Here is a 21353-nt window from a genome sequence, read left to right as displayed (position 1 = left end):
CTTTGAACAGATACCATGTCGAGAAGCGGTGATTGCATGCTTCGTTTGGTTCGAATGAAAGCTTTTACGCGGTCCTGCAGCCGAACTGGCCGTTGGCGGTCAGGCCGCATTCCGCCCGCTGCCCGGAGCGGCTGAAGCGGAGGGAGGTGGCGCCGGCGGCGGCGCGGGCGATGACGTCGGCGACGGTGCCGACGGGTTGACCGCCGACGGCCTCGATGAGGTCGCCGGGCTTCAGGAACCCTAGCCGGGCGGCGGGGGCCTGGCCGAGGATCTGGACGACGACGACGCCGGATTCGGGGAGGCCGGCGCCGAGTTCCTGGGCGTAGGCGGGGGAAAGGTTGGCGACGGTGACGCCGCTGAGGATCGACTTGCCCGTCAGGGGCGTGACCTGGCGGGCCGGGGTTTCGGGCGGGGCCGCGAGGGTAACGGCGACGCGTTGCTCGCGGCCGCCGCGCATCAACACCACATCGAGGGCACGGCCGACGCCTTCGGTGGCGAGCGAGTAGCGGAGCTGGCCGCCGTCGGCGACTTCCTTGCCGTCGACAGTGCGCAGGACGTCGCCGATGCGGATGCCGGCCGCGGCGCCGGGACTGCCGGGGACGACGGCGGTGACGAGGAGGCCACCGGGGCGATCGAGGCCGTTGAGGCGCGCGCTTTCGGTGGTCAGTGGCTCGCCTTCGACGCCGATCCAGCCGGAAACGAGCTTGCCCTTGTCGGCAGCGGCGAGGAAGACGCGGACCATCTTGGACGGGATGGCGAAGCCGATGCCGTTGGAGCCGCCGGTGCGCGAGAATATGGCGGTGTTGATGCCCATCAGGCGGCCCTGCGAATCGAGCAGCGCGCCGCCCGAATTGCCCGGGTTGATGGCGGCGTCGGTCTGGATGAAGAACTGCCAGTCCGACACGCCGATGCCGGTGCGGGCGATCGCCGAGACGATGCCGGTGGTGACGGTCTGGCCGACGCCGAAGGGGTTGCCGATGGCGATGGTGACGTCGCCGACCTCGGCGCGGTCGCTGTCGCCCATGCGGATCACCGGCAGAGCGGCGCCCCTGGTGTCGACGCGGAGCAGCGCGAGATCGAGGCGGGCGTCGGCGAAGACCAGCTTGGCCGGATATTCGCGGCGGTCGGCGAGCGCGACGAGAATCTGGTCGGCGCCGGCGACGACATGATTGTTGGTGATGATGAGGCCATCGGCGGCGACGACGACGCCGGAGCCAAGCGATTGCTGGACGCGCGGCTGGGCCGGGCCGGCGCCATAAAACTGGCGCATGAAATCGGTCATCGACGAGGCACCGCTGCGATCGACGCGGGCGGTGTAGATGTTGACGACGGCGGGAGCGGCCGATTTGACGATGGGGGCGTAGGACAGCGAAAGCTGGCCGGGGCTGTCGGGGACGACGCGGGTTACGGGGGTGGTGTCGGTGGGGGCGACGCTGGCGGCGAAGCCGGTGGTCTGGGCGTGGGCTGCGACGGCGGCGCCGATGATGGCGAGAGCCAGGCCGGCGGTTTTGGTCGGGGTTGCCATGATGGTCCTGTCGGTATGCTAGCGCATTTGCTCAATTGTGCGGAGCGGGTGAAGCGGTGATGAACGGGGCAGAGAAGCAACTGGGTCCCGGGTCGAGCCCGGGATGACAGCATTGTGGGGGATTGGTTCATGAAGCTGTGGCATTGCAAGGATGCGCGGTCGTTTCGGGTGTTGTGGACGCTCGAGGAGCTGGGGCTGGACTATGAGCTCGAGCTGCTGCCGTTTCCGCCGCGGTGGATGAAGCCGGAATATCTGCAGGTCAATCCGCTGGGGACGATCCCGTATTTCGAGGATGGTTCGGCGAAAATGACCGAGAGCGCGGCGATTTGCGAGTATCTGGCGGTCAAATATGGGTCGGGGTTGGCCGTGCGGGCGGAGGAAGAAGATTTCGGGGCGTGGCTGAACTGGCTGCATCATGGGGAGGCGACGCTGACGTTTCCGCAGACGTTGGTGTTTCGGTATCTGACGTTGGAGAAGCCGGAGAACCGGAATCCCAAGGTGGCTGGGGATTATCGGAAGTGGTTTGTGGCAAGGACTGTGCTGGCGGAGCGGGCGTTGGCGGATGGGCGGGAGTTTTTGTGCGCCGGGCGGTTTACGGTGGCGGATGTGTCGGTGGCGTATGCGATGCAGTTTGCGGAGACGCTGGGGCATTTGGGGGAGGTTGGTCCGGGGTTGCGGGATTGGTGGGGACGGTTGCAGGGGCGGGAGGGGTTTTTGCGGGCTAAGGCGCGGCAGGCGGGGTGAGTTTACCCCTCACCCGGGACGCGCCAGGGCGCGTCTCTCGACCTCTCCCGCGGGGGGAGAGGTGACGGTAGGAAGTACCCCTCTCCCCACTCGCCGAAGTCGGCGAGTCGCCCTCTCCCTCAGGGGGAGAGGGGACGTGCGCTTGTGACTTCGTCTAGGCGGAGGGGGCGGTAGAGGTGGGGGAAGAGGAGGCCTCTGGCGGGTTCCCATTTGAGGTCTTCGCCGAAGCTGTCGGCGTCCAGCGTCAGTGCCATCAGGCCGGTTTCGCCCGCAAACCATTTTGTGGCGGTGGCGGCGACTTCGGACGGCGGCGAGATGTGGATGTAGCCGTCGCGGAGGTCGTCGGGGGAGCCGCGGAAGACGCCGGTGGACTGGAATGCCATCCATTCGTGGGCGCGGAGGATTTTCACGATGGGGGTCATTATTTAGCGCGCCGGACAGGGACCTGGACATTGCACAGGTCGACGGCGGCCGCCGGGCGGATGAAGAAACCGGTGCGGTTGGCGCGGGCGGCCTTGTAGTCGGCGAAGGTTTTCGAGGTCGTGTCCATGACTTCGAAACGCGGCGCGCCGGGGATGTTGGCGGCGAGGCGGACGCGGGTGATCGGCGTGTATTCGGCGGGAGTTTTGTAGAAGCCGATGTCGCCGGTGCCGCGCGGCAGGCTGGCATAAGCGGGCAGGCCTTCGACGACGCGGCCGACGACGGTGATGTTGCGATCGAGGTGGCGCGGGGCGTGGCCGATGACGGCGTAGAGCTCGCTGCCGTCGCCGGTGTCGGGCGGGTTGTCGCGGCCGACGCCGACGGCGGCGTAGCAGTGCGCGAGCCAGGCGGTGTTGGTGGTCTTGTCCTGGGCGACGGGCCAGCCGTTCGCAAAGCCGGCTTCGGCGTAGGTGTCGGGGTTGCCGAGGGGGGTGATGGTGAGGCCGGCGGCGGGGCGTTCGTATTCTGCCGGGAGGGGTGCGGGTTTGGGGGTGCCTTGAGGGGCGGGTCTGGCGGCCCATTGGACGACGTAATTGTCCTGGACGCGCGTGATGTTGCCGCCGTTAAAACGGCCTTGGGCGATTAGCGATTTTATGGCCGCGATATGGGCTGGGGCAAAATCGGGGGCGAGCTCGATGGCGAGGGTGCCGCGGGGGGTTTCGAGGAGGAGGAGGTTTTCTGGGGGGATGGGGCGCCAGGCCGAGGGAGGGGCTGAGGCGGCGATATCTGTGGGGCTGGGGGGCGCGGTGGGGATTGGTGGTGGGGGAGCGGCGAGGAGGAGGGCGAGGAGGATCATCGGGGGAGGATGGCTGGGGTGGGGGGATTGGGCAAGGGGTGGGGTGTGGGTGGTAAGAAGTAAGGGAAGCACCCACCCCCGACCCCTCCCTTGAAGAAGGGAGGGGGGAAGTGAGAAAGTGAGGCAGAACCCTCACCTTCCCTCTCGCCGAGGGGCGGGTGTCCCTTCCTCTCCCCAAGTGGGAGAGGGGTTTAAGACTTTGCCTCGAACTCCAGTGCGGCGCCGTTGATGCAGTGGCGCAGGCCGGTGGGGCGGGGGCCGTCGGGGAAGATGTGGCCGAGGTGGCCGCCGCACTTGGCGCAATGGACTTCGGTGCGGGTCATGCCGTGGCTGGTGTCGGTGGTGGTTTCTACCGAGCCGGGTACGGCGTCGTAGAAGCTGGGCCAGCCGGAGCCGGAATCGAATTTGGTGTCGGATTCGTAGACGAGCGTGCCGCAGCCAGCGCAGTGGAAGTCCCCTGCCCGCTTTTCGTCGTTGAGCGGTGAAGTGAAGGGGCGCTCGGTGGCGTGTTCGCGCAGAACGGCGTGCTGGTGGGGCGTGAGGGCACGGTCGGTCATGGAGTGTCCTTTACTTGGGGGCTTGCCTAAGATTGGGGGTCGCGGCTTTCATGGCAAGATGGGCCATGTGGCACTCACCCACCCCCGGCCCCTCCCTTGAAAGGGAGGGGAGCAGAAGCCAGCGCGTCGATGGCGCCTTGCAGGATGTAAGCGGCGGCGAGGCGATCGACGCGGTCGGCGCGGCGGGCGCGGCTGAGGTCCTCGGCGATCATGGCGCGTTCGACGGCCTGGGTGCTCCAGCGCTCGTCCCAGAGCAGCAGCGGCATGTCGAGGACCTCGAGGTTGCGGGCGAAGGCGCGGACCGACTGGGTGCGCGGGCTGTCGCTGCCATCCATGCTGAGCGGCAGGCCCATGACCAGGCCCTTGATGCGCTCGGCGGCGATGAACTTGCGCAGCAGCACGAGATCGAGGGTGAACTTGGCGCGGGCGATGGTGCTGTGCGGGCTGGCATAGGTCCAGCCGGCGTCGCAGGTGGCGAGGCCAATGGTCTTGGTGCCGGGATCGAGGCCTGCAAGGCGGCCGGCGTCGGGGAGCGCCTCGGCGAAGACGGCGGGCGAAGTGGTGATCACGCGGTGATCAGGCCTTGCTGACGCGGATCCTGCGCGGCTCCGGCTTGACCACGGGCTGTTGGTAGCGATCGACGCGGCGTTCGATGTCGGCGCGCAAATTGGCCCAGAACAGCGGGAAATCATAGACGTGATAGTTGTTGCCGGGCAGCACATAGGCGTTGAAGCCGGCGGGCGGCGCGCCGATGTCGAGGATGCCGGTCGGCAGGCAGCGCGCGCCGATGGTCTTGGGTTGCAGCGTGCCGGCGGTGAAATCGTCGTTCGGCACCAGCGCGCCGAAATTTGCGGTGGCGGCCTCGGGGGCGATGCCGGTGACGCCCGTCAGCGGGTTGGTGCAAAGTATTTCGGTGCCGAGGCGGCGGTCGCCGGTCAGGCCCATGCCGTTGTCGAAGCTGCCCTTGTCGAACTGGTCGCGGACGGGCTTGTAGTCGGCGGGCTGGGCAAAACTTTGCCACGACAGGATGCAGCCGGTCTGATCGGGAATGGTGCACGCCGGCAAGCCGAGCGCGGGCAGGTCGGCGGTGACCGAGATCGGCCAGCCGGGGATGTAGACGGCGACGAGGCGGTCGACCAATGGCGTGCCGGCGATGCGGTTCTTGAGCAGGCGCATCAGCAGCAGCGAGCCCTGGCTGTGGCCGGCGAGGATGATCGGCTTGTCGGCGGGCTGGGCGGCGAGGAAGACGGTGAAGGCGGCGTCGACATCGGCATAGGCGAGATCGAGGGCCTTGGCGGCCTCGGGCTTGTCGGTGAGGAAGGCGCCGAAGGTGGCCTGGCGATAGGCGGGGGCCCAGATGGCGCCGACGCTGTTGAAGACGCTGGCCTGAAAGCGGAGGAATTGCTCCATGCGCTGGGTGGTTGCGGGGTCGGTGATGCTGCCGTTCCAACGCGAGCGGTCGAAGACGGCGGTGGGCAGGACGTAGAAGACGGCGACGCCGGGCAAGGGTGCGGCAGTGTAGCCGGCGGGGGTCCAGCGGGAGGCATCGGTGAGGCGATCGGGGCGGGCGACCCAGGCTGTGGGCTTGATGTAGTTGGGGGCGTCGCCGGGGGCGGGCGCGGTGAAGGGCGCCGAGGGGACCATGGCGGTGCGGATAAGCTGGTTGCCGAACAGGCTGTAGGCGAAGGCGGCGGCGATCACGACCATGACGATGATCGCGATGATCCAGAGGAAGCGGCGGGCTAGCATGAGGGGCGTGTAGCAGGGGTCGATGGGGAATGGGAGGGGGTGGGGTGAGAGCGTTTGCCTGGGAGCGCCCTCACCTTCCCTCTCGCCGAGGGACGGGTTAGCAGGCTAGGCGGCGGTTTTCAGTCTGGCGGCATAGCCTTTGCGGAACTTCGCGAGCTTGGGAGCGACGACGGCGGCGCAATAGCCGTTGGCGGTGCCGTTGCGCTCGAAATAGCGCTGGTGATAGGCCTCGGCGGGGTACCAGACGCTGTCGGGCTCGATGCTGGTGACGATCGGACTGTCCCAGACATCCTGGTTGCGGGCGATGGCGGCTTCGGCCGCAGCGCGCTGCTCGGGAGAGTTGGGATAGATCGCCGAGCGGTACTGGGTGCCGGTGTCGGCGCCCTGGCGATTAAGCGTCGTCGGATCGTGGGTATGGAAGAAGATATCGAGCAGGTCGGCGTAATCAACGACTTGCGGGTCGAAGGCGATGCGGATGGCTTCCGCGTGGCCGGTATCGCCGCCGCAGACGGATTTATAGTCAGGGTTGGCCATGTGGCCGCCGATGTAACCCGACACGACACTGTCGACGCCGCGAAGTTCATTGAAAACGGCCTCGGTGCACCAGAAGCAGCCGCCGGCGATTGTTGCGATCTCGGTTGCCATCATGTCCTCGCTGGATTGTGAACGTTTAAGATAGGAAGCGGGTGCGGCTGTTGTAAGAGCAAAAATACGACCCGTGTTACTATTATTAATGAAGTTTTAAGGAAATTGCGGCGCTGGTCATTAGCGAAACGAGATGTTATCCACAGTTTCGACTCGGGGGGGTGGGGGATTGGCCGTTAACGTCATCATGCTCAGGGCATGGTTACAGCGGACGCCGCCGCCAAACCCCGGCCAGGGTCGAACTGGCAGGCGAGCGGCATGACAAATCATTATGAAGCCAATTTGTCGAACACGGCGTCCCGCATGGGAGCGTGGGTGCGCGGTATCCTGCGCCGATATCGCCGACCGATCGTGATGGTCGGCGCGGCGGCAGCGACCCTGGTCGTGGGGGTGAGTGCCGGCATGGCACCGGCGCGGCCCGCGGCGGCGACGACGAACGCGGCGGTCGGGGTGGTCGCCGGGCGCTAGGTTCAGCACTGCGATTATCGTGACTTTCATCGGGGCGATGCCCCTGCTACCCACATGCCCGAGCGGCGATAATGCTGCCGGTGTGGGGGGCGCATGGCCGATATAGACGGGCGCAACGGGACGGACAGGATCGCCGCAGCCACTGTGGCCGATGACATGCCTCCCGTCGGCGGCACTTACGCCAAATATGTGCTCGGCGTGCTGGTGCTGGTCTATGCGATCAATTTCATCGATCGGCAGATCCTCGCCATCCTGGCCGAGGACATCAAGCGCGACCTCGGGCTGAGCGATGCCGACCTGGGGTTTCTGTACGGGACCGCCTTTGCGGTATTCTATGCGCTGTTCGGCATTCCGTTGGGGCGGCTGGCGGACAATTGGGTGCGCGTGCGGCTGCTCAGCATCGGGCTGTTCGTCTGGTCGGGGATGACGGCGATGTCGGGGCTGTCGACGAGCTTTGCGCAGTTGAGCGCGGCGCGCGTCGGGGTCGGCATCGGCGAGGCATCGGCGAGCCCGTCGGCGTTCTCGATGCTGTCGGACTGGTTCCCGCGCGAGAAGCGCGCGACGGCGCTGGCGGTTTATTCGGCGGGGCTTTACGTCGGCGGCGGCATCTCGCTGTTCATCGGCGCGGTCGTCGTCAAGGCCTGGAACACGGCGTATCCGGTCGTCGGGCCGATGGGGCTGGTCGGCTGGCAGGCGGCGTTCCTCGCGGTCGGCATTCCCGGCATGGTGCTGGCGTTCTGGGTTTCGACCCTGAAAGAGCCGATCCGCGGCCGTGCCGAGGGCTTGCCCGAGCCGGCCAAGGTCGAAAATATCGGCCGCAAATTGTGGGAAGACATATCGAGCGTCATCCCGCCGCTGACGCTGTTCCACCTGGCGCCGTTCGGGGCGCGGGTGCTCGGCACCAACATCGCCGTGGCGGTCGGATTCGCCGCGCTGGCGGTGCTGATGATCGGCGTTACCGGTGATATTCCGCAATGGACGGCGATCTGCCTCGGCGGTTATGCGGTGACCAGCTGGGCGCAATCGCTGCGCGAGCGTGACCGCCCGACCTATGCGCTGATCTGGGGCACGCCGACGTTCATGCTGGCGCTGGTCGGCTTCGGAACCATCTCGTTCGTCGGTTATTCGGTGGGTTTCTGGGCGACGCCTTATGCCATCCGCACATTCGTCGTGCCGTTGCAGGCAGCGGGCGGCCCCCTGCCCTGGTATGCCAGCACCGAGATGGTGGCGCTGATCCTGGGCGGCTGGGGCGCGGCCGGCGGGTTCCTCGGCGTCGTTACCGGCGGTATCGTTTCGGACTGGGTGAAAAAGCGCAATCCGGGCGGGCGCATCCTCGTCGCGGCGCTGGCGACGGTCATCCCGGCACCGTTCCTGTTCGGCATGTTCACCACCGACAGCCTCGGCTGGTTCCTGCTGCTGAACATTCCATTGGCGGTCGGCAGTTTCTATGTCGGGATTGCCGCGGCGACGACGCAGGACCTGGTGCTGCCTCGCATGCGCGGCGCAGCGACGGCGACCTACTTCATCGGCTCGACGCTGATCGGGCTGGGCCTGGGGCCTTATTTCACCGGGATGGTATCGAAGGCGACAGGCAGCCTCGCGACGGGTATCCTGGCGTTGCTGTTGATGGCGCCGGTGACGCTGGCCTGCCTTTACTTCCTTTATCGCAAGCTGCCGCTGGCAGAGGCGACGCGGGTGGAGCGGGCGCGGGCTGCTGGTGAGCCAATCTAGTTCTGGGGCGCCGCCCTCACCCGCCCGACTTTCCCGACGCGGAAGAGGGTTTGTAACGAAGGAAGCAAGATGAAGATCGACGATTTGTTCTCGGTGCGCGGCAAGCTGGTGGTGATTACCGGGGGCAGTCGCGGCATCGGCGAGATGATCGCGCGCGCCTATGTCGAGAATGGCGCGCGGGTGATCATCACGGCGCGCAATGCCGCGGTCTGCGATGGGCTGGCGGCGGAATTGTCGAAGATCGGCGAGTGCGTCTCGATCCCAGCCGATCTGTCGAGGATGGACGAGATCGAGCGTTTTGCCGCGGCCGTGGCGGCGCGCGAGAGCAAAGTCGATGTGCTGTTCAACAACGCCGGTGCCAGTTGGGGGGCACCGTTCGACGATTTCCCCGAAAGCGGCTGGGACAAGGTCATGGACCTTAACGTCAAGTCGATCTTTTTCCTGACGCAGAAGCTGGTCAAGCTGCTCGAGGCGGCCGGCAGCGCCGACGACAATGCCCGGGTGATCAACATCGGCTCGATCGATGGCCAGCATGTCTCCGACCTCGAGACCTACAGCTATGCGGCGTCGAAGGCCGGTGTCCTCCACATGACGAAGATGATGGCCAAGTTCCTTGCCGGGCGCCACATTGCCGTCAACGCCATCGCGCCGGGGTTCTTCCCGTCGAAGATGACAGCGGCCATCCCCGCCGATTTCTCGGCCGCCATGCAGCAGGAAACCCCGATGAAGCGTTGGGGTAACGCCGACGACATGGGCGGGGTCGCGCTGTTCCTCGGCAGCCGGGCCAGCGGGTTTTTGTGCGGCAGCGTGGTCACCGTCGATGGCGGCTATGCGACGACGGTGTGACGATGCGGCTTTCCGGTCATAAATGCCCCATTTTCGGGCAGGTGATAGGTGTTTTGGCACAAATGTCGTCCAAAAGTGCAGAGTATGACGTCGATTTCGGCAGTTTTGGTTGAAATTCGGCGGTAATTCGAACTGGCACGATAATTGCTTGTCAATGTGTGTATGCAAGGGGAGCGCGGTGAAAAAGATCGAAGCTGTGATCAAGCCGTTCAAGCTTGATGAGGTCAAGGAAGCGCTCCACGAGGTCGGCGTTTCCGGTATCACCGTGACCGAAGCCAAGGGGTTCGGGCGCCAGAAGGGCCATACCGAATTGTACCGCGGCGCCGAATATGTCGTCGATTTCCTGCCCAAGGTGCGGCTCGAGGTCGTCGTCGACGACGACCAGGTCGACCGTGTGGTGGAAGCCATTGCCAATGCCGCGCGCACCGGGCGCATCGGCGACGGCAAGATCTTCGTCTCCGCGATCGAGAGCGCCGTGCGGATCCGCACCGGCGAGCGCGATTCGGATGCGATTTAACATCAGTTCAAGCGAAGGGGTTAAGACACGATGGCCATGAACGCGTCGGGCATTCTCGACATGATCAAGGAGAAGGAGATCGAATGGATCGATCTCCGCTTTACCGATCCAAAGGGCAAATGGCACCATTTGACCATGGTTTCCGGCGTCGTCGACGAGGACATGCTGACCGAGGGCTTCATGTTCGACGGTTCGTCGATCGATGGCTGGAAGGCCATCAACGAGAGCGACATGATCCTCATGCCCGACCTCGATGCCGTGTATGTCGATCCGTTCTCGGCGACCCCGATGCTGATCGTCATCTGCGACATCGTCGAGCCTTCGACCGGCCAGCTTTATGGGCGTGACCCGCGTTCGACGGCCAAGCGCGGTGAAGCCTATCTCAAGTCGACCGGCATCGGCGACACCATCTACATCGGCCCGGAAGCCGAATTCTTCGTCTTCGACGACGTGCGCTTCGGGCTCGGTTATGGCGAAGGCTTCTACCACCTCGACGACATCGAGCTGCCGGGCAATTCGGGCAAGCAATACGACGTCGGCAACATGGGCCATCGCCCCCGCGTCAAGGGCGGCTATTTCCCCGTGGCACCGGTCGATTCGGCCGTCGACCTGCGCGGCGAGATGGTTTCGACCATGCTCGAAATGGGCCTGCCGTGCGACAAGCATCACCATGAAGTCGCCGCGGCGCAGCACGAGCTCGGCCTGACCTATGGCACTATGACGACGACCGCCGACCGCATGCAGGTCTATAAATACGTCGTCCACCAGGTTGCCCATGCCTATGGCAAGACCGCGACGTTCATGCCAAAGCCGATCAAGGACGACAACGGCAGCGGCATGCACACGCATCTGTCGATCTGGAACGGCAAGACGCCGCTGTTTGCCGGCGATGGTTATGCCGGGCTTTCGGAACTGGCGCTGTTCTTCATCGGCGGCATCATCCGGCACGCCAAGGCCTGCAACGCTTTCACCAACCCGTCGACCAACAGCTACAAACGACTGGTCCCGGGCTTCGAGGCTCCTGTCTTGCTGGCCTATTCGGCGCGCAACCGGTCGGCATCGTGCCGCATTCCCTACGGCACCGGTGCCAAGGCCAAGCGCGTCGAAGTGCGTTTCCCCGATGCCATGGCCAACCCGTATCTCTGCTACACGGCGTTGCTGATGGCTGGACTCGACGGCATCGAAAACCGGATCCACCCCGGTCCGCCGATGGACAAGAACCTTTATGACCTGCCGCCACGCGAACTGAAGAAAGTGCCGACCGTCTGCGCGTCGCTGCGTGAGGCTCTCGGCGCTCTCGACCGCTCGCGCGCGGTATTCACCAAGGGCGGCGTTTTCACCGACGACCAGATCGATTCGTACATCGAGTTGAAGATGCAAGATGTCATGCGCTGGGAAATGACCCCGGCACCGGTCGAATTCGACATGTATTACAGCGTCTGAGGCTTTGACTTTCGCCGCTGTTGGTTAGCCGGCGGCGGCGGAGGCAAGGCGTCCGGAACTTCGATCAAAGCGCAGACAGAAAAGGAAGGCCCGGGCATGATCCGGGTCTTTTTTTGGCAATGATGTCGTTCGCAAACAAAATCTCGACAGGCAGGAATTGGTGGAAAGCGGTCGTCGCCTATGACACCGGCACGATACCAAAGTAGTCTCCGCCGATTGCATTTAAAAGACAGGGCCCGAGTATACGAGCGTCCGCCGCTCCGGCATCGTCGTAGATTTGAAAGCAGAAAGCACGCGCATCGGAAAAGGAGGCGGGACGATCACGGATGGCTTTGAAGTACGGATACTCGTCGTCGGGGCTTGTCAAAATACGTGACACGTTAGTCTCTGCGTGATTGGCTGAGATCAGGGACCAGTCTTGCTCATCCAAGCAGCCTGTGTTCCTCGGCCGCCTAGTCAGGCAGAAGCGATAGGCGCGATCACGCATAGCCTGCGTTGACTTTGACCATACCGCATTAGCCACGCGCCAGTTCTCTGTTGGACCAGCTTTGGAGCGGCCCTGCGTTGCTCGCACCTCGTCAAGTGTCGGTGGCGAGGTCGCTGATGAGCATCCGCCAACCGTCCACGCGAATAACAGGAATCCGAGCATTGGCTTCATACAGGCAGCATAGCAGTTAAACCGTGCTTCGCTATGTCCGCTCTGGGCGAAAACGGTCGTTCATTTTGCAAACGATATGATCGCCGATTTTTTTGATCCGAGTGTAACTCATGTCGCGCTGCACCATGACCGCGCGATTCAGCTTTGAAGGCATGGCAGCCGATTGGCTTGATCCCATAACCTTATGATAACATGAAAAAGGGGCCGAGGCCTTCGCTTCGGCCCCTGAGTAAATCCTTGGGGAGGATCGCCGTGTTGGCCTCATCTTTGTGCACTGCAGCAAAGGCTTTTGCAATGCAGAAAATCTCATAAGGGCGATTTTATTTTCGCGGGTGGAGGCAGTCTGCGTTCGCCCCCTGTTCCCGGCGTGCGGCTCCGCCTATACCCGATGGATGAGCGACCTGTTTGCCGCGACCGCGGCCCCGAGCGACTATGATGCCAGCCATATCGAGGTCCTTGAGGGCCTGGAACCGGTACGACGCCGACCGGGCATGTATATCGGCGGGACGGACGAGCGCGCGCTGCATCACCTCGCCGCCGAGGTTCTCGACAATTCGATGGACGAAGCCGTCGCCGGACATGCCAGCCGAATCGAAGTGACGCTCGAGGCCGACGGTTCGCTGTCGATCGCCGACAACGGCCGCGGCATCCCGATCGACCCGCACCCGCGCTTTCCCGATAAATCGGCGCTCGAAGTCATCATGACCATGCTGCATTCGGGCGGCAAGTTCAGCGGCAAGGCCTATGCCACCAGCGGCGGCCTGCACGGCGTCGGCATTTCGGTGGTCAATGCCTTGTCATCCGACATGAGCGTCGAGGTGGCCCGGAACCGGGAACTATTCCGCCAGGGCTATTCGCGCGGCTTTCCGGTGACGGCGCTCGAAAAGATGGGCGCTGTGCCAAACCGGCGCGGGACCACAATCCGGTTCATGCCCGATGCCGAGATTTTCGGCGTCGACGCCAAGTTCCGCGCCTCGCGGCTGTATCGACTGGCACGATCGAAGGCCTATCTGTTCGGCGGCGTCGAAATTCGATGGAAGGGTGCGCCTGCCCTGCTCGACGGCGACACGCCCGAAGCCGCGACGTTCCAGTTTCCGGGTGGTCTCGCCGACCATCTGAAGGAGCGGCTGGCCGAGCGTGAAATGGTGACGTCCGACCTGTTCGCCGGTCGTGCCGACCTCGCGGAGGGCAAGGGCGCCGTCGAATGGGCTTGTGCCTGGCCGCATTACGGCGAGGGCGCCGCGAGCTTTTACTGCAACACGATTCCGACGCCCGACGGCGGTACGCATGAGACCGGCCTGCGCACGGCGCTGACGCGCGGATTGCGCAATTATGCGGTGCTGACCGGCAACAAGAAAGCCGGCGAGCTCTCGGGCGAGGATGTGTTCACCGGCGCCGAGATCATGTTGTCGCTGTTCATCCGCGACCCGCAATTCCAGAGCCAGACCAAGGACCGCCTGACGTCGCCGGAAGCGGCGCGGCTGGTCGAGAATGCCATCAAGGACCATTTCGATCATTGGCTGACCGGCTCTGGCGAGCGCGGCCGGGCGTTGCTGGCCTTTGTCGTCGAGCGCATGGAAGATCGGTTGCGGCGCCGTGCCGAGCTGCTGGTCAAGCGCAAGACGGCGACGTCGAAGCGCAATCTACGTCTGCCGGGCAAATTGACCGATTGCTCGCGCAGCGACGCGGCGGGAACGGAATTATTCATCGTCGAGGGCGATTCCGCCGGCGGATCGGCCAAGCAGGCGCGTGATCGGCTGAACCAGGCCATTCTGCCGATCCGCGGCAAGATCCTGAACGTCGCCAGCGCCAACGCTGCCAAGATCGGCGCGAATACCGAGGTCGCCGACCTGATCCAGGCGCTGGGCTGTGGCACGCGCGGCAGTTATTCGCCCGAGGCGCTGCGTTACGAACGCATCGTCATCATGACCGACGCAGATGTCGACGGGGCGCACATCGCGACGCTGTTGATGACGTTCTTCTTCCAGGAAATGCCCGGGCTGGTCCGCGACGGCCATCTGTTCGTGGCGCAACCGCCGCTGTATCGGCTCGCCTCGGGGGGGACCGTGGTTTACGCGCGCGACGACGCGCACCGTGCGGAATTGATGAAAACGGTGTTCGCCGGAAAGACGAAGATCGAGATCGGGCGGTTCAAGGGGCTTGGCGAGATGGCGCCGCAGCAGCTGCGCGAAACGACGATGGACCCGGCGAAACGGACGTTGCTGCGTGTGCGGCTGCCCGAGGATGTCGACGGACGCGCCGATGTCGCCGACCTGGTGGAACGGCTGATGGGACGCAACCCCGAGCACCGCTTCGCTTTCATCCAGGCGCACGCCGAACGGGTCGACGCCGAAGCCCTCGACGCCTGATCAGGCCGAAACGGCGTCGAGCGACTCGCTGGCAGCAAGCCATCTTGCTTCGCTGGATTCGAGCGCCCGGTCGGCTTCACCGCGCAGACGCATGAGATCGCTCGCCGGACGGTGCGCGTCGGAAGCGTTGGCGGATCTTGGATCAGTCAACGCCCGGTCGATTTCGGCGATACGTGCTGTCAGTCGCGCGGTTTCGGCCTCGGCGTCCTTGACCGCCTTGCGCAGCCCGGCGGAAGCTTCGCGGGCTGCAGCGGCGGCCTTGCGGTCGTCCTTCTTGTTGGCTTTCGACCTGCTGCCTTCAGGGCTTGGCGGACCCTTGCCAAGAATGCTGTCGGTGTAGTCGTCGAGGCTGCCCGCAAATTCGAGCGCGCGGCCGGCGTCGACCAGCACCAGTCGGTCGGCGCTGGCCTCAATCATGTGGCGATCATGGCTGACGACGACGACGGCGCCATCATAATCGTTGAGCGCCTGGACAAGGGCTTCGCGCGTGTCGACATCGAGGTGGTTCGTCGGCTCATCGAGGATGAGCAGGTGCGGCGCGTCGCGGGTGATCAACGCCAGCGCCAGGCGGGCCTTCTCGCCGCCGGACATCTTGCCGACTTTCTGCTCGGCCATGGCGCCTGAAAAGCCGAACCGGCCAAGCTGGGCGCGCACCTGCGAAGGATTGGCACCGCGCATCAGACGGCTCATATGCTCGAGCGGCGTGTCGTCGCTGTCGAGTTCCTCGACCTGGTATTGGGTGAAATAGCCGACGCGCAGCTTGCCCGGCGCGTGCTTCGTGCCCTCCATCGGCGCCAGCTGGCCCGAAAGCAGGCGCGCCAGGGTGGTCTTGCCATTGCCGTTGCGGCCGAGCAGCGCCAGCCGGTCATCGGGATCGAGCCGCAGGTCGATGTGCTGGAGAATAGGCTTGCCGTCGTAACCGACGCTGGCCTGGTCGAGCTGCACCAGCGGTGGCTTGAGCGCTTGCGGCGACGGGAAGTTGAATATCAACGTCGGATCGCTGACCGCCTCGGCGATCGGCTGCATCCGCGCCAATGCCTTTTGCCGCGACTGCGCCTGCTTGGCGGTGCTTGCCCGAGCACTGTTACGCGCGACATAGTCCTGCAGCTTGGCGCGCTGTGCCGCCTGCGCCTCGCGCGCCGACGCCAGTTGCGCCAGACGCTCGGCGCGTTGACGTTCGAAATCATCGTAACCGCCGGGGTAAAGCGTGATCTTCCCGCCCTCAAGGTGGAGGATATAATCGACGACATTATTAAGCAGGTCGCGCTCGTGGCTGATCACGACGATGGTCGCACGGTAGGTTTTGAGGAAGTTCTCGAGCCACATCGTCGCTTCGAGATCGAGATGGTTTGACGGCTCATCGAGCAGCAGGAGATCGGGCTGGCTGAACAGCAGCGCCGCGAGCGCGACACGCATGCGCCAGCCGCCGGAGTAGCTGTCGAGCGGGCGATGCTGCGCGGCCTCATCGAAACCCAACCCGACCAGGATCCGGCTGGCCCGCGCCGCCGCCGTATAGGCATCGATGGCGATCAGCCGCTCGTGGATTTCGGCAAGGCGATGCGGCTCCGGATGGCCCTCCTCCTCGACCATCAGCGCGGCGCGCTCGACGTCGGCGGCCAGCACGGTCTGGAACGGCGTGCCCTGCCCGGCCGGCGCTTCCTGCGCGACATAGCCGAGCCGCGCCGATTTGGGCATTTCGACACTACCGCTATCGGGATCGAGGGTACCGGCGATGACTTTCATCAGCGTCGACTTGCCGGCGCCATTGCGGCCGATCAGCCCGATCCGCCCACGCGGGGGCAAGGTTGCGGTAGCACTATCGAGGATGGTCCGGCCGCCAAGGCGGACAGTCACGGCGTTCATGGTCAGCATGCCAGCGCCCTAGCATGGTGCGCTGCGGAATGAAATGCGTACGTCAGCCGGTCGGTGCTGCGGGCTCGGCGAAAAACGCGCCGGCAGGTCCGGGATAAACGACCGGACTGGACAGCCCATCGGCGCTGACCGCCGACACTCCGAAAAACCATGTGTCGATATCGATTCCGGGCAGTACGATCGATGTCGTATCCCCGGGCACGTCGCGACTGGTAGTCCAGGTGGCCGCAGTGGTCGGGCGCCACCAGACACGATAGGATTTCGCGCCGGCGACCGGTTTCCACGATAGTTTCGTATCGGGCGTAACTGCGCCTTCGACGATGACCCCCGACGGCGGCGCCGGCGCACCCGCAAGCGCTGCCAACGCGGCTATGTTAAGCCGTGTGACCTTCGCGAGGTACGGGAAGTCGACGCCGTCGACCGTGTCGCCGAACTTGCGGCCGTTCTCCGTCCTGACATTCTGGTGCTGGCGATCGTAGTTTTCCTGGCGCTCGGTGATGCGCACGGAGGGAAATCCAGCAGCCAGCATCGGCACCTGGTCACCGCCGCGCCCAAATCGATCGGTGCGATATACCTGCTCGACCCGGAGGCCAGATTTCCCCTCCAGCCCGGCGATAAAACGCGACAGATTGCGCGCCGGCGAGTCGACTTCCCCGCCATTATAGCGTCGCCGGCCGGCTTGCTCCGGCGTTTCCGTCGCTTTGGTACCCTCCGAAAACACCCTGACCGTACGATCGTCACGCGTCCCGCTCGATCCGCCACTGTTGCCGACAATATCGTTGTTCAGCACCGCCTCGACCCGCCAGCTCTTCGTCTTCGCCGTCTCGGCCAACAATTTGCCGCCGAGAAGACCCTGTTCCTCTCCGGATAGAAGCGCATAAACAATCGTCGCCGGAAATTTTTGCCGGGACAGCACGCGCGCTGCTTCGATCACGGCCGCAGACCCCGACCCATCGTCGTTGGCACCTGGCGCGTCGCCGCTGTTATCCATCACATCACTGTTGCGGCTATCGATATGAGCGGAGATAATCACCACTCGATCGGGATCGCTGGTACCGCGCTGGATCGCCAGCACGTCGACGATCTCGGCCGGCACGGGCACACGTGGGCTGGTCATCATGCTCGATGGCGCCTCGACCACCAGGCAGCCGCCGCAAGATTTCGAAAATTCGGCGAATCTGGCAGCGCCATAGCGCCGGGCTGCGCCGATCCCGCGCGTTTCGGATTTCGTATCCGACAGCGTGTGCCGTGTTCCGAAGCCGACAAGTCGATCGATCGTCTCACGCAGCTCGCGTTCGGACACTTCTGCAGTAGCGGCGCTCGCTCCGATCGGCTGAAGCGTCAGAAACATAAAAATGCTGAGAACTGAACGATACATCAAGCCAGGCCCCGAAATTGGTTTCCGGCACGCTGCCATGCTTGGTCCGCATCGTCCAGACGGATCGACACCCAAGCATCACAAAGAAAAAGGGCCGCTCCTTTCGGAACGGCCCCAAATCTCGATATTCGATCGGCTTACTGCGGTGTGCAGGGACCGCTCGAGGTTGGCTGTGGAGCACCGCTGAAGGTGATTTCCACGCGCCGGTTCTGCGGCTCGCGAACACCATCAGCCGTTTCGACCAGCAGGCGGGTTTCACCGAATGCTTCCGTCGTCATCGACGAATCTGGAACACCCTTGGCAGCCATATAGGCCTTCACGGAGTCCGAACGACGCTGGGAGAGACGCATGTTGTATTCGGCGGTACCCGAAGTATCGGCGTGACCGGCGAGAACAATGCTGGTCTGGCCCGTTGCGGCATACTGCTCAGCAGCACGATCGAGGATCGCGGATGCTTCAGCCGTGATAAGCGACTTGTCCCAATCGAAGAACACCAGGAACGGTCCAGGCGTCACAGCGGCAGGTGGGCAAGGCGGCAGCGGCGCAGGCGCAGGCGCCGGTGCCGGCGGAGGAGGAGGAGGCGCCATTTCGGGCTCGAAGAAATTGTACGCGAGCGTCAGCATGAGGCTGTGGCTGCGATACTTGGTTTCCGTCGCGAGACCATTGGTCGTGAAGGTCTCGACCTTCGGCACGTTGAAGAAACGATACTTCAGGCCAACTTCGATGTGATCCGTGATCGGTTTGTAAACGCCAGCCAGAACCTGGTAGGCAAACCCGGTATCGGAGTCATCGTTGAACGCAGGGCCGAACTTGGCGTTCTGATAGATGTGATGCTGGACGCGAGCGATACCGGCACCACCGCCGATGAAGCCGCCGATGCCGCCATCCTTGCCACCGAAGTCGAACAGGCCGTTTGCCATGAATGACAGGACACGAGCGTTACCATCAGCAGCATCGGTGTTAACACCAAGTGCCGGAACGGCAACCGCGCCAACACGATAGGCGACGGAGATCGGGATGGCAGGAATTGCCTGCTCAATCGTGACCTGGTCAAGGTTGTTGTTCTTGTAGCCGACTTCGAATTCCGCGCGGAATGCACCGAAATCATAACCGATCGTGCCGCCAGCGGCGTAGCCGACTTCATGCTTCACACGAATGCCGTCTTCAACGACAACCGGTGCTGTCGTACCGACACCCGGACGGGTGATGTCGAACAGCTGGTTCTGCATGAGATTGCCGCCGCCTTCGACGCCAACATACCAGGCCTTGTCGCGTGCCAGGGCAGGCCCAGCCAGTACGGTCGTGGCAAGTGCCAGCGCCAAACCAAATTTACGCATTGTCATCCCCTTTCAACTCCATTGTGTCCGTCGAACTGCCTGAACGCTCTAACCCACCCAACTGTTCAGGTGCAAGAGGCGATTGCAGGACTTTGTGGCCTTCGGGCAACAGTAAGTTCGGGAAAAACATAAGCAACGCCTGCAATTTCAAGTCACAACGCGATACCTTGAGTTCGTAACGAATCAATAATCTGCGTAATCGCTGCACGCGCCTCGATATCGACGATACTTCCGCCGATTTCCAAGGCCACGCCAACGGGTGATCCTGCGAGAATTTTTCGCCCTGCAATTACCAATCCTGAAACAGGCCAACCGTCGCTCCAGCCGCCATCGAACACGACGAAGCCGGCTTCATCCACGATCCAGGCGACGCAGCCAATGACCGGCGCTGTCAATATCCAGCCAAAGCCGTCATAGCTGGCGATAGCGTCCGCCGCGCTCGCCCAGGCTCCCCCGGCGCCCGACGGGACGATATAGGCGTCTCCCGGCACAGGCGTCGACGGGGCCACGGCCAGCACGCGGCTCGAAATCGATAGGTGCATCTGTCGATCAATCGCCAAAATCGCCTCGTTATGGCTAACTTCCTTCTGCGCCTGCCCGCTTGCCAACAGTGCCAGGCCGTGCCGGATCGTCTCGCTCATTACCTTGCTCCTGATTCAAAATGTCTCGTCGCCGCACGGCCTGGCCCCGCCATGGCACTCAGTTGCGTCACCGTAACGCTCACTTCGCCGCCGCCATCCGCCAGCCAGTCGGCCAGCGGCAGGCTGCACTGCGGTTCGGCAACCACGAAGCGCCGCGGCGCATGCTCGCCTGTCGAAAACACGACCTGATATGATTCGGTCGCCTCACCCAACGGCGCATCGACAAAGTCCGACCAGCCGAAACCCGTTCGGCTGCGTCGCACCCATTTCGCCGTGATTGCCACGTCCGATCGTGTTAGTTTCAGATGAACCGGCGATAGCGGGCGCAGCGCCTGCCCGCCGGCCGCCACCGCCAGCGAAGCCGATCCGGCATCGCCCACCCCCGCGGCCCGCACGCGGAACATTCGGCCGAGCGCTTCGGCCGGTGGATCGAAAGGCAGCATCCCGCCCGGATCCAGCATGACGAAGCGATCGCCGATCGCATGGTTGCCAACCTCGCCCTCGGTGCCCCGTCGCCCGCGCAGCAACCCCGACAACCGAAAGCGCCGCGGACCGATCGCCAGGGCCTTGGAGAACTGGATTATCTCGTCACCGACCAGCGCCAGATTGCCCCCTGCAAGCACCGCCGCCGGTGTCCGTCCCTCGATCCACATCGCGTCCGACAACAATTCCACGTCGACATGCCCATGCCGATCCCAGCCACTCGTATCGCCGGCCCTCAATGCCGATGCTGTAGCGCCCTGTACGGTCGCGCCGTCGGCGACGCCGATCACCGCATAACTGGCGCCGTCGTCGCCGCTTATCGCGATTGCGGCCCGCCGCCATGCCGGCGATACACCCGCCGCAGCAATCCACAGCCGCGGCAGCGCCGAAATATCATTGCCGAGCGGTGGCAGATCGAGCACCTGCAGCACGGTCACCCCGGCCGGCCGATCGTCGAACGCCAGCGCCCGGCCGCCGTCCCCGGTCACCACCGCCGGCGTCACCATCTCGGTCCGCTCGACCTCGAGATGGACGATGAAGTTCTCGAATCGCACCCCCCCGAACCCGCCACACGACATCGTCGCCGGCCACCCTGACCAGCGCACCCGGCGCAATTCCGACATGGCGCCAAGGCAGATACAGCGTTGCTCGCAACCGCCCGGCATGCGAACGCATCAACATCGCGAGTGCCAGTGACTTGGCCTGACCGGGCGACATTGCGCATGAAACGGCCTGGTGTTCGATGCCCGGCGCGGCGCCCTTGCGAACCCGTTGCAGTCCAGGCTGGAAGTCCCGGCTGGTGTCGTAAAAGGCAATCTCGACAGCGCCGACCTGGCCTTCGCCGCCGATGCGGCGCCGGCGGTCTGCCCCGCCGCCTGCAGGCGCACCCGGCAGGTGAGTGCGGCAATCCTCGGCTGCGATGACCAGCGGCTCACTATCTATCCTGCGCACGCGCAACGCGCGCGCGGGTGAGCGCAGATCCGGCATTACCGATCCATCGGCGATCTTCAGCAGCGACCCGATGGCGTCGGCAATGCTCCCGCTACCCCCGCACAAAACCCGTCGGTTGGGGGAAATCTTCCAGACACTTCGATCGAGCTGCGACCATCGACCC

The 21353-nt window shown here is 64.2% G+C and carries 20 protein-coding genes and 1 pseudogene; 8 read left to right on the top strand and 13 right to left on the bottom strand.

The genetic code is table 11. The features are described from left to right. Window positions 1–64: 64 nt before the first annotated feature. Entirely contained in the window at window positions 65–1525 is a 1461-nt protein-coding gene (locus IEW98_RS00665) for a trypsin-like peptidase domain-containing protein (RefSeq protein ID WP_188761004.1), read from the bottom strand. A gap of 129 nt (window positions 1526–1654) precedes the next feature. On the opposite strand from IEW98_RS00665, the gene IEW98_RS00660 reads away from it, so the two are divergent. After that, on the top strand, window positions 1655–2269 hold the full coding sequence (locus IEW98_RS00660) for a glutathione S-transferase family protein (RefSeq protein WP_188761003.1): 615 nt from the start codon (window positions 1655–1657) through the stop codon (window positions 2267–2269). A 119-nt stretch (window positions 2270–2388) separates the two neighbouring features. Here the strand turns inward: IEW98_RS00660 and IEW98_RS00655 are convergent, their stop codons facing one another. From IEW98_RS00655 to msrA, 6 genes are all read right to left on the bottom strand, one after another. Continuing rightward, on the bottom strand, window positions 2389–2679 hold the full coding sequence (locus tag IEW98_RS00655) for a DUF952 domain-containing protein (protein ID WP_243450481.1): 291 nt from the start codon (window positions 2677–2679) through the stop codon (window positions 2389–2391). An 11-nt stretch (window positions 2680–2690) separates the two neighbouring features. Further along, the gene (locus IEW98_RS00650) at window positions 2691–3545 is read right to left on the bottom strand and encodes a peptidylprolyl isomerase (RefSeq protein ID WP_188761000.1); all 855 of its coding nucleotides are present in this window, start codon (window positions 3543–3545) and stop codon (window positions 2691–2693) included. A 191-nt stretch (window positions 3546–3736) separates the two neighbouring features. Then, window positions 3737–4102, bottom strand: coding sequence for a peptide-methionine (R)-S-oxide reductase MsrB (gene msrB / locus IEW98_RS00645; protein ID WP_188760998.1), 366 nt, complete (start codon window positions 4100–4102; stop codon window positions 3737–3739). A 74-nt stretch (window positions 4103–4176) separates the two neighbouring features. After that, window positions 4177–4671, bottom strand: coding sequence for a Holliday junction resolvase RuvX (gene ruvX / locus IEW98_RS00640; protein WP_188760996.1), 495 nt, complete (start codon window positions 4669–4671; stop codon window positions 4177–4179). 7 nt (window positions 4672–4678) lie between these two features. Beyond that, complete coding sequence (locus IEW98_RS00635) at window positions 4679–5851, bottom strand: DUF3089 domain-containing protein (protein ID WP_188760995.1); 1173 nt, start codon at window positions 5849–5851, stop codon at window positions 4679–4681. A gap of 105 nt (window positions 5852–5956) precedes the next feature. Next, entirely contained in the window at window positions 5957–6496 is a 540-nt protein-coding gene (msrA, locus tag IEW98_RS00630; protein WP_188761416.1) for a peptide-methionine (S)-S-oxide reductase MsrA, read from the bottom strand. A gap of 258 nt (window positions 6497–6754) precedes the next feature. On the opposite strand from msrA, the gene IEW98_RS00625 reads away from it, so the two are divergent. The 6 genes from IEW98_RS00625 to parE all read left to right on the top strand — a co-directional run bounded on the left by IEW98_RS00625 (window position 6755) and on the right by parE (window position 14528). Then, window positions 6755–6964 carry a hypothetical protein gene (locus IEW98_RS00625; RefSeq protein WP_188760993.1) on the top strand — a complete coding sequence of 70 codons (210 nt, stop codon included), beginning with the start codon at window positions 6755–6757 and terminating at the stop codon, window positions 6962–6964. A 93-nt stretch (window positions 6965–7057) separates the two neighbouring features. After that, the gene (locus IEW98_RS00620) at window positions 7058–8695 is read left to right on the top strand and encodes a spinster family MFS transporter (RefSeq protein WP_308785492.1); all 1638 of its coding nucleotides are present in this window, start codon (window positions 7058–7060) and stop codon (window positions 8693–8695) included. Window positions 8696–8764: 69 nt separating this feature from the next. Beyond that, the gene (locus IEW98_RS00615; RefSeq protein WP_188760992.1) at window positions 8765–9541 is read left to right on the top strand and encodes an SDR family oxidoreductase; all 777 of its coding nucleotides are present in this window, start codon (window positions 8765–8767) and stop codon (window positions 9539–9541) included. Between the two features lie 178 nt (window positions 9542–9719). Beyond that, window positions 9720–10058 carry a P-II family nitrogen regulator gene (locus tag IEW98_RS00610; protein WP_188760990.1) on the top strand — a complete coding sequence of 113 codons (339 nt, stop codon included), beginning with the start codon at window positions 9720–9722 and terminating at the stop codon, window positions 10056–10058. Window positions 10059–10088: 30 nt separating this feature from the next. Then, entirely contained in the window at window positions 10089–11501 is a 1413-nt protein-coding gene (glnA, locus tag IEW98_RS00605) for a type I glutamate--ammonia ligase (protein ID WP_188760988.1), read from the top strand. Window positions 11502–12551: 1050 nt separating this feature from the next. Next, window positions 12552–14528 carry a DNA topoisomerase IV subunit B gene (gene parE, locus IEW98_RS00600; protein WP_188760987.1) on the top strand — a complete coding sequence of 659 codons (1977 nt, stop codon included), beginning with the start codon at window positions 12552–12554 and terminating at the stop codon, window positions 14526–14528. Here parE and IEW98_RS00595 read toward each other — a convergent pair whose 3' ends face one another. The 6 genes and pseudogenes from IEW98_RS00595 to IEW98_RS16850 form a co-directional block, all read right to left on the bottom strand. Continuing rightward, window positions 14529–16400 carry an ABC-F family ATP-binding cassette domain-containing protein gene (locus IEW98_RS00595; protein WP_188760986.1) on the bottom strand — a complete coding sequence of 624 codons (1872 nt, stop codon included), beginning with the start codon at window positions 16398–16400 and terminating at the stop codon, window positions 14529–14531. Between the two features lie 43 nt (window positions 16401–16443). Beyond that, entirely contained in the window at window positions 16444–17778 is a 1335-nt protein-coding gene (locus IEW98_RS00590; protein WP_188761414.1) for a M28 family metallopeptidase, read from the bottom strand. A gap of 137 nt (window positions 17779–17915) precedes the next feature. Then, a complete protein-coding gene (locus IEW98_RS00585; protein WP_188760985.1) occupies window positions 17916–19115 on the bottom strand; it encodes an OmpA family protein in 1200 nt (399 codons plus the stop codon). 152 nt (window positions 19116–19267) lie between these two features. Next, window positions 19268–19756 (bottom strand): DUF2793 domain-containing protein, encoded by a 489-nt coding sequence (locus IEW98_RS00580; protein WP_188760984.1) that lies wholly within the window; start codon window positions 19754–19756, stop codon window positions 19268–19270. Beyond that, entirely contained in the window at window positions 19756–20853 is a 1098-nt protein-coding gene (locus IEW98_RS16255) for a GTA baseplate fiber-binding domain-containing protein (RefSeq protein WP_443096436.1), read from the bottom strand. The genes IEW98_RS00580 and IEW98_RS16255 overlap by 1 nt, the downstream gene beginning before the upstream one ends. Window positions 20854–20857: 4 nt before the next feature. Beyond that, a pseudogene (locus IEW98_RS16850) lies at window positions 20858–21016 on the bottom strand (hypothetical protein); the annotation flags it as partial. Between IEW98_RS16850 and IEW98_RS16250 the strand changes: the two are divergent. Next, window positions 20975–21211 carry a hypothetical protein gene (locus tag IEW98_RS16250; RefSeq protein WP_243450479.1) on the top strand — a complete coding sequence of 79 codons (237 nt, stop codon included), beginning with the start codon at window positions 20975–20977 and terminating at the stop codon, window positions 21209–21211. The pseudogene IEW98_RS16850 and the gene IEW98_RS16250 overlap by 42 nt on opposite strands. The last annotated feature ends 142 nt before the right edge of the window (window positions 21212–21353 follow it).

It is taken from the genome of Sandarakinorhabdus glacialis (genome assembly GCF_014643455.1).
GTDB classification, from domain to species: Bacteria; Pseudomonadota; Alphaproteobacteria; order Sphingomonadales; family Sphingomonadaceae; genus Sandarakinorhabdus; species Sandarakinorhabdus glacialis.
This window is presented reverse-complemented; position numbering and strand designations above follow the sequence as displayed.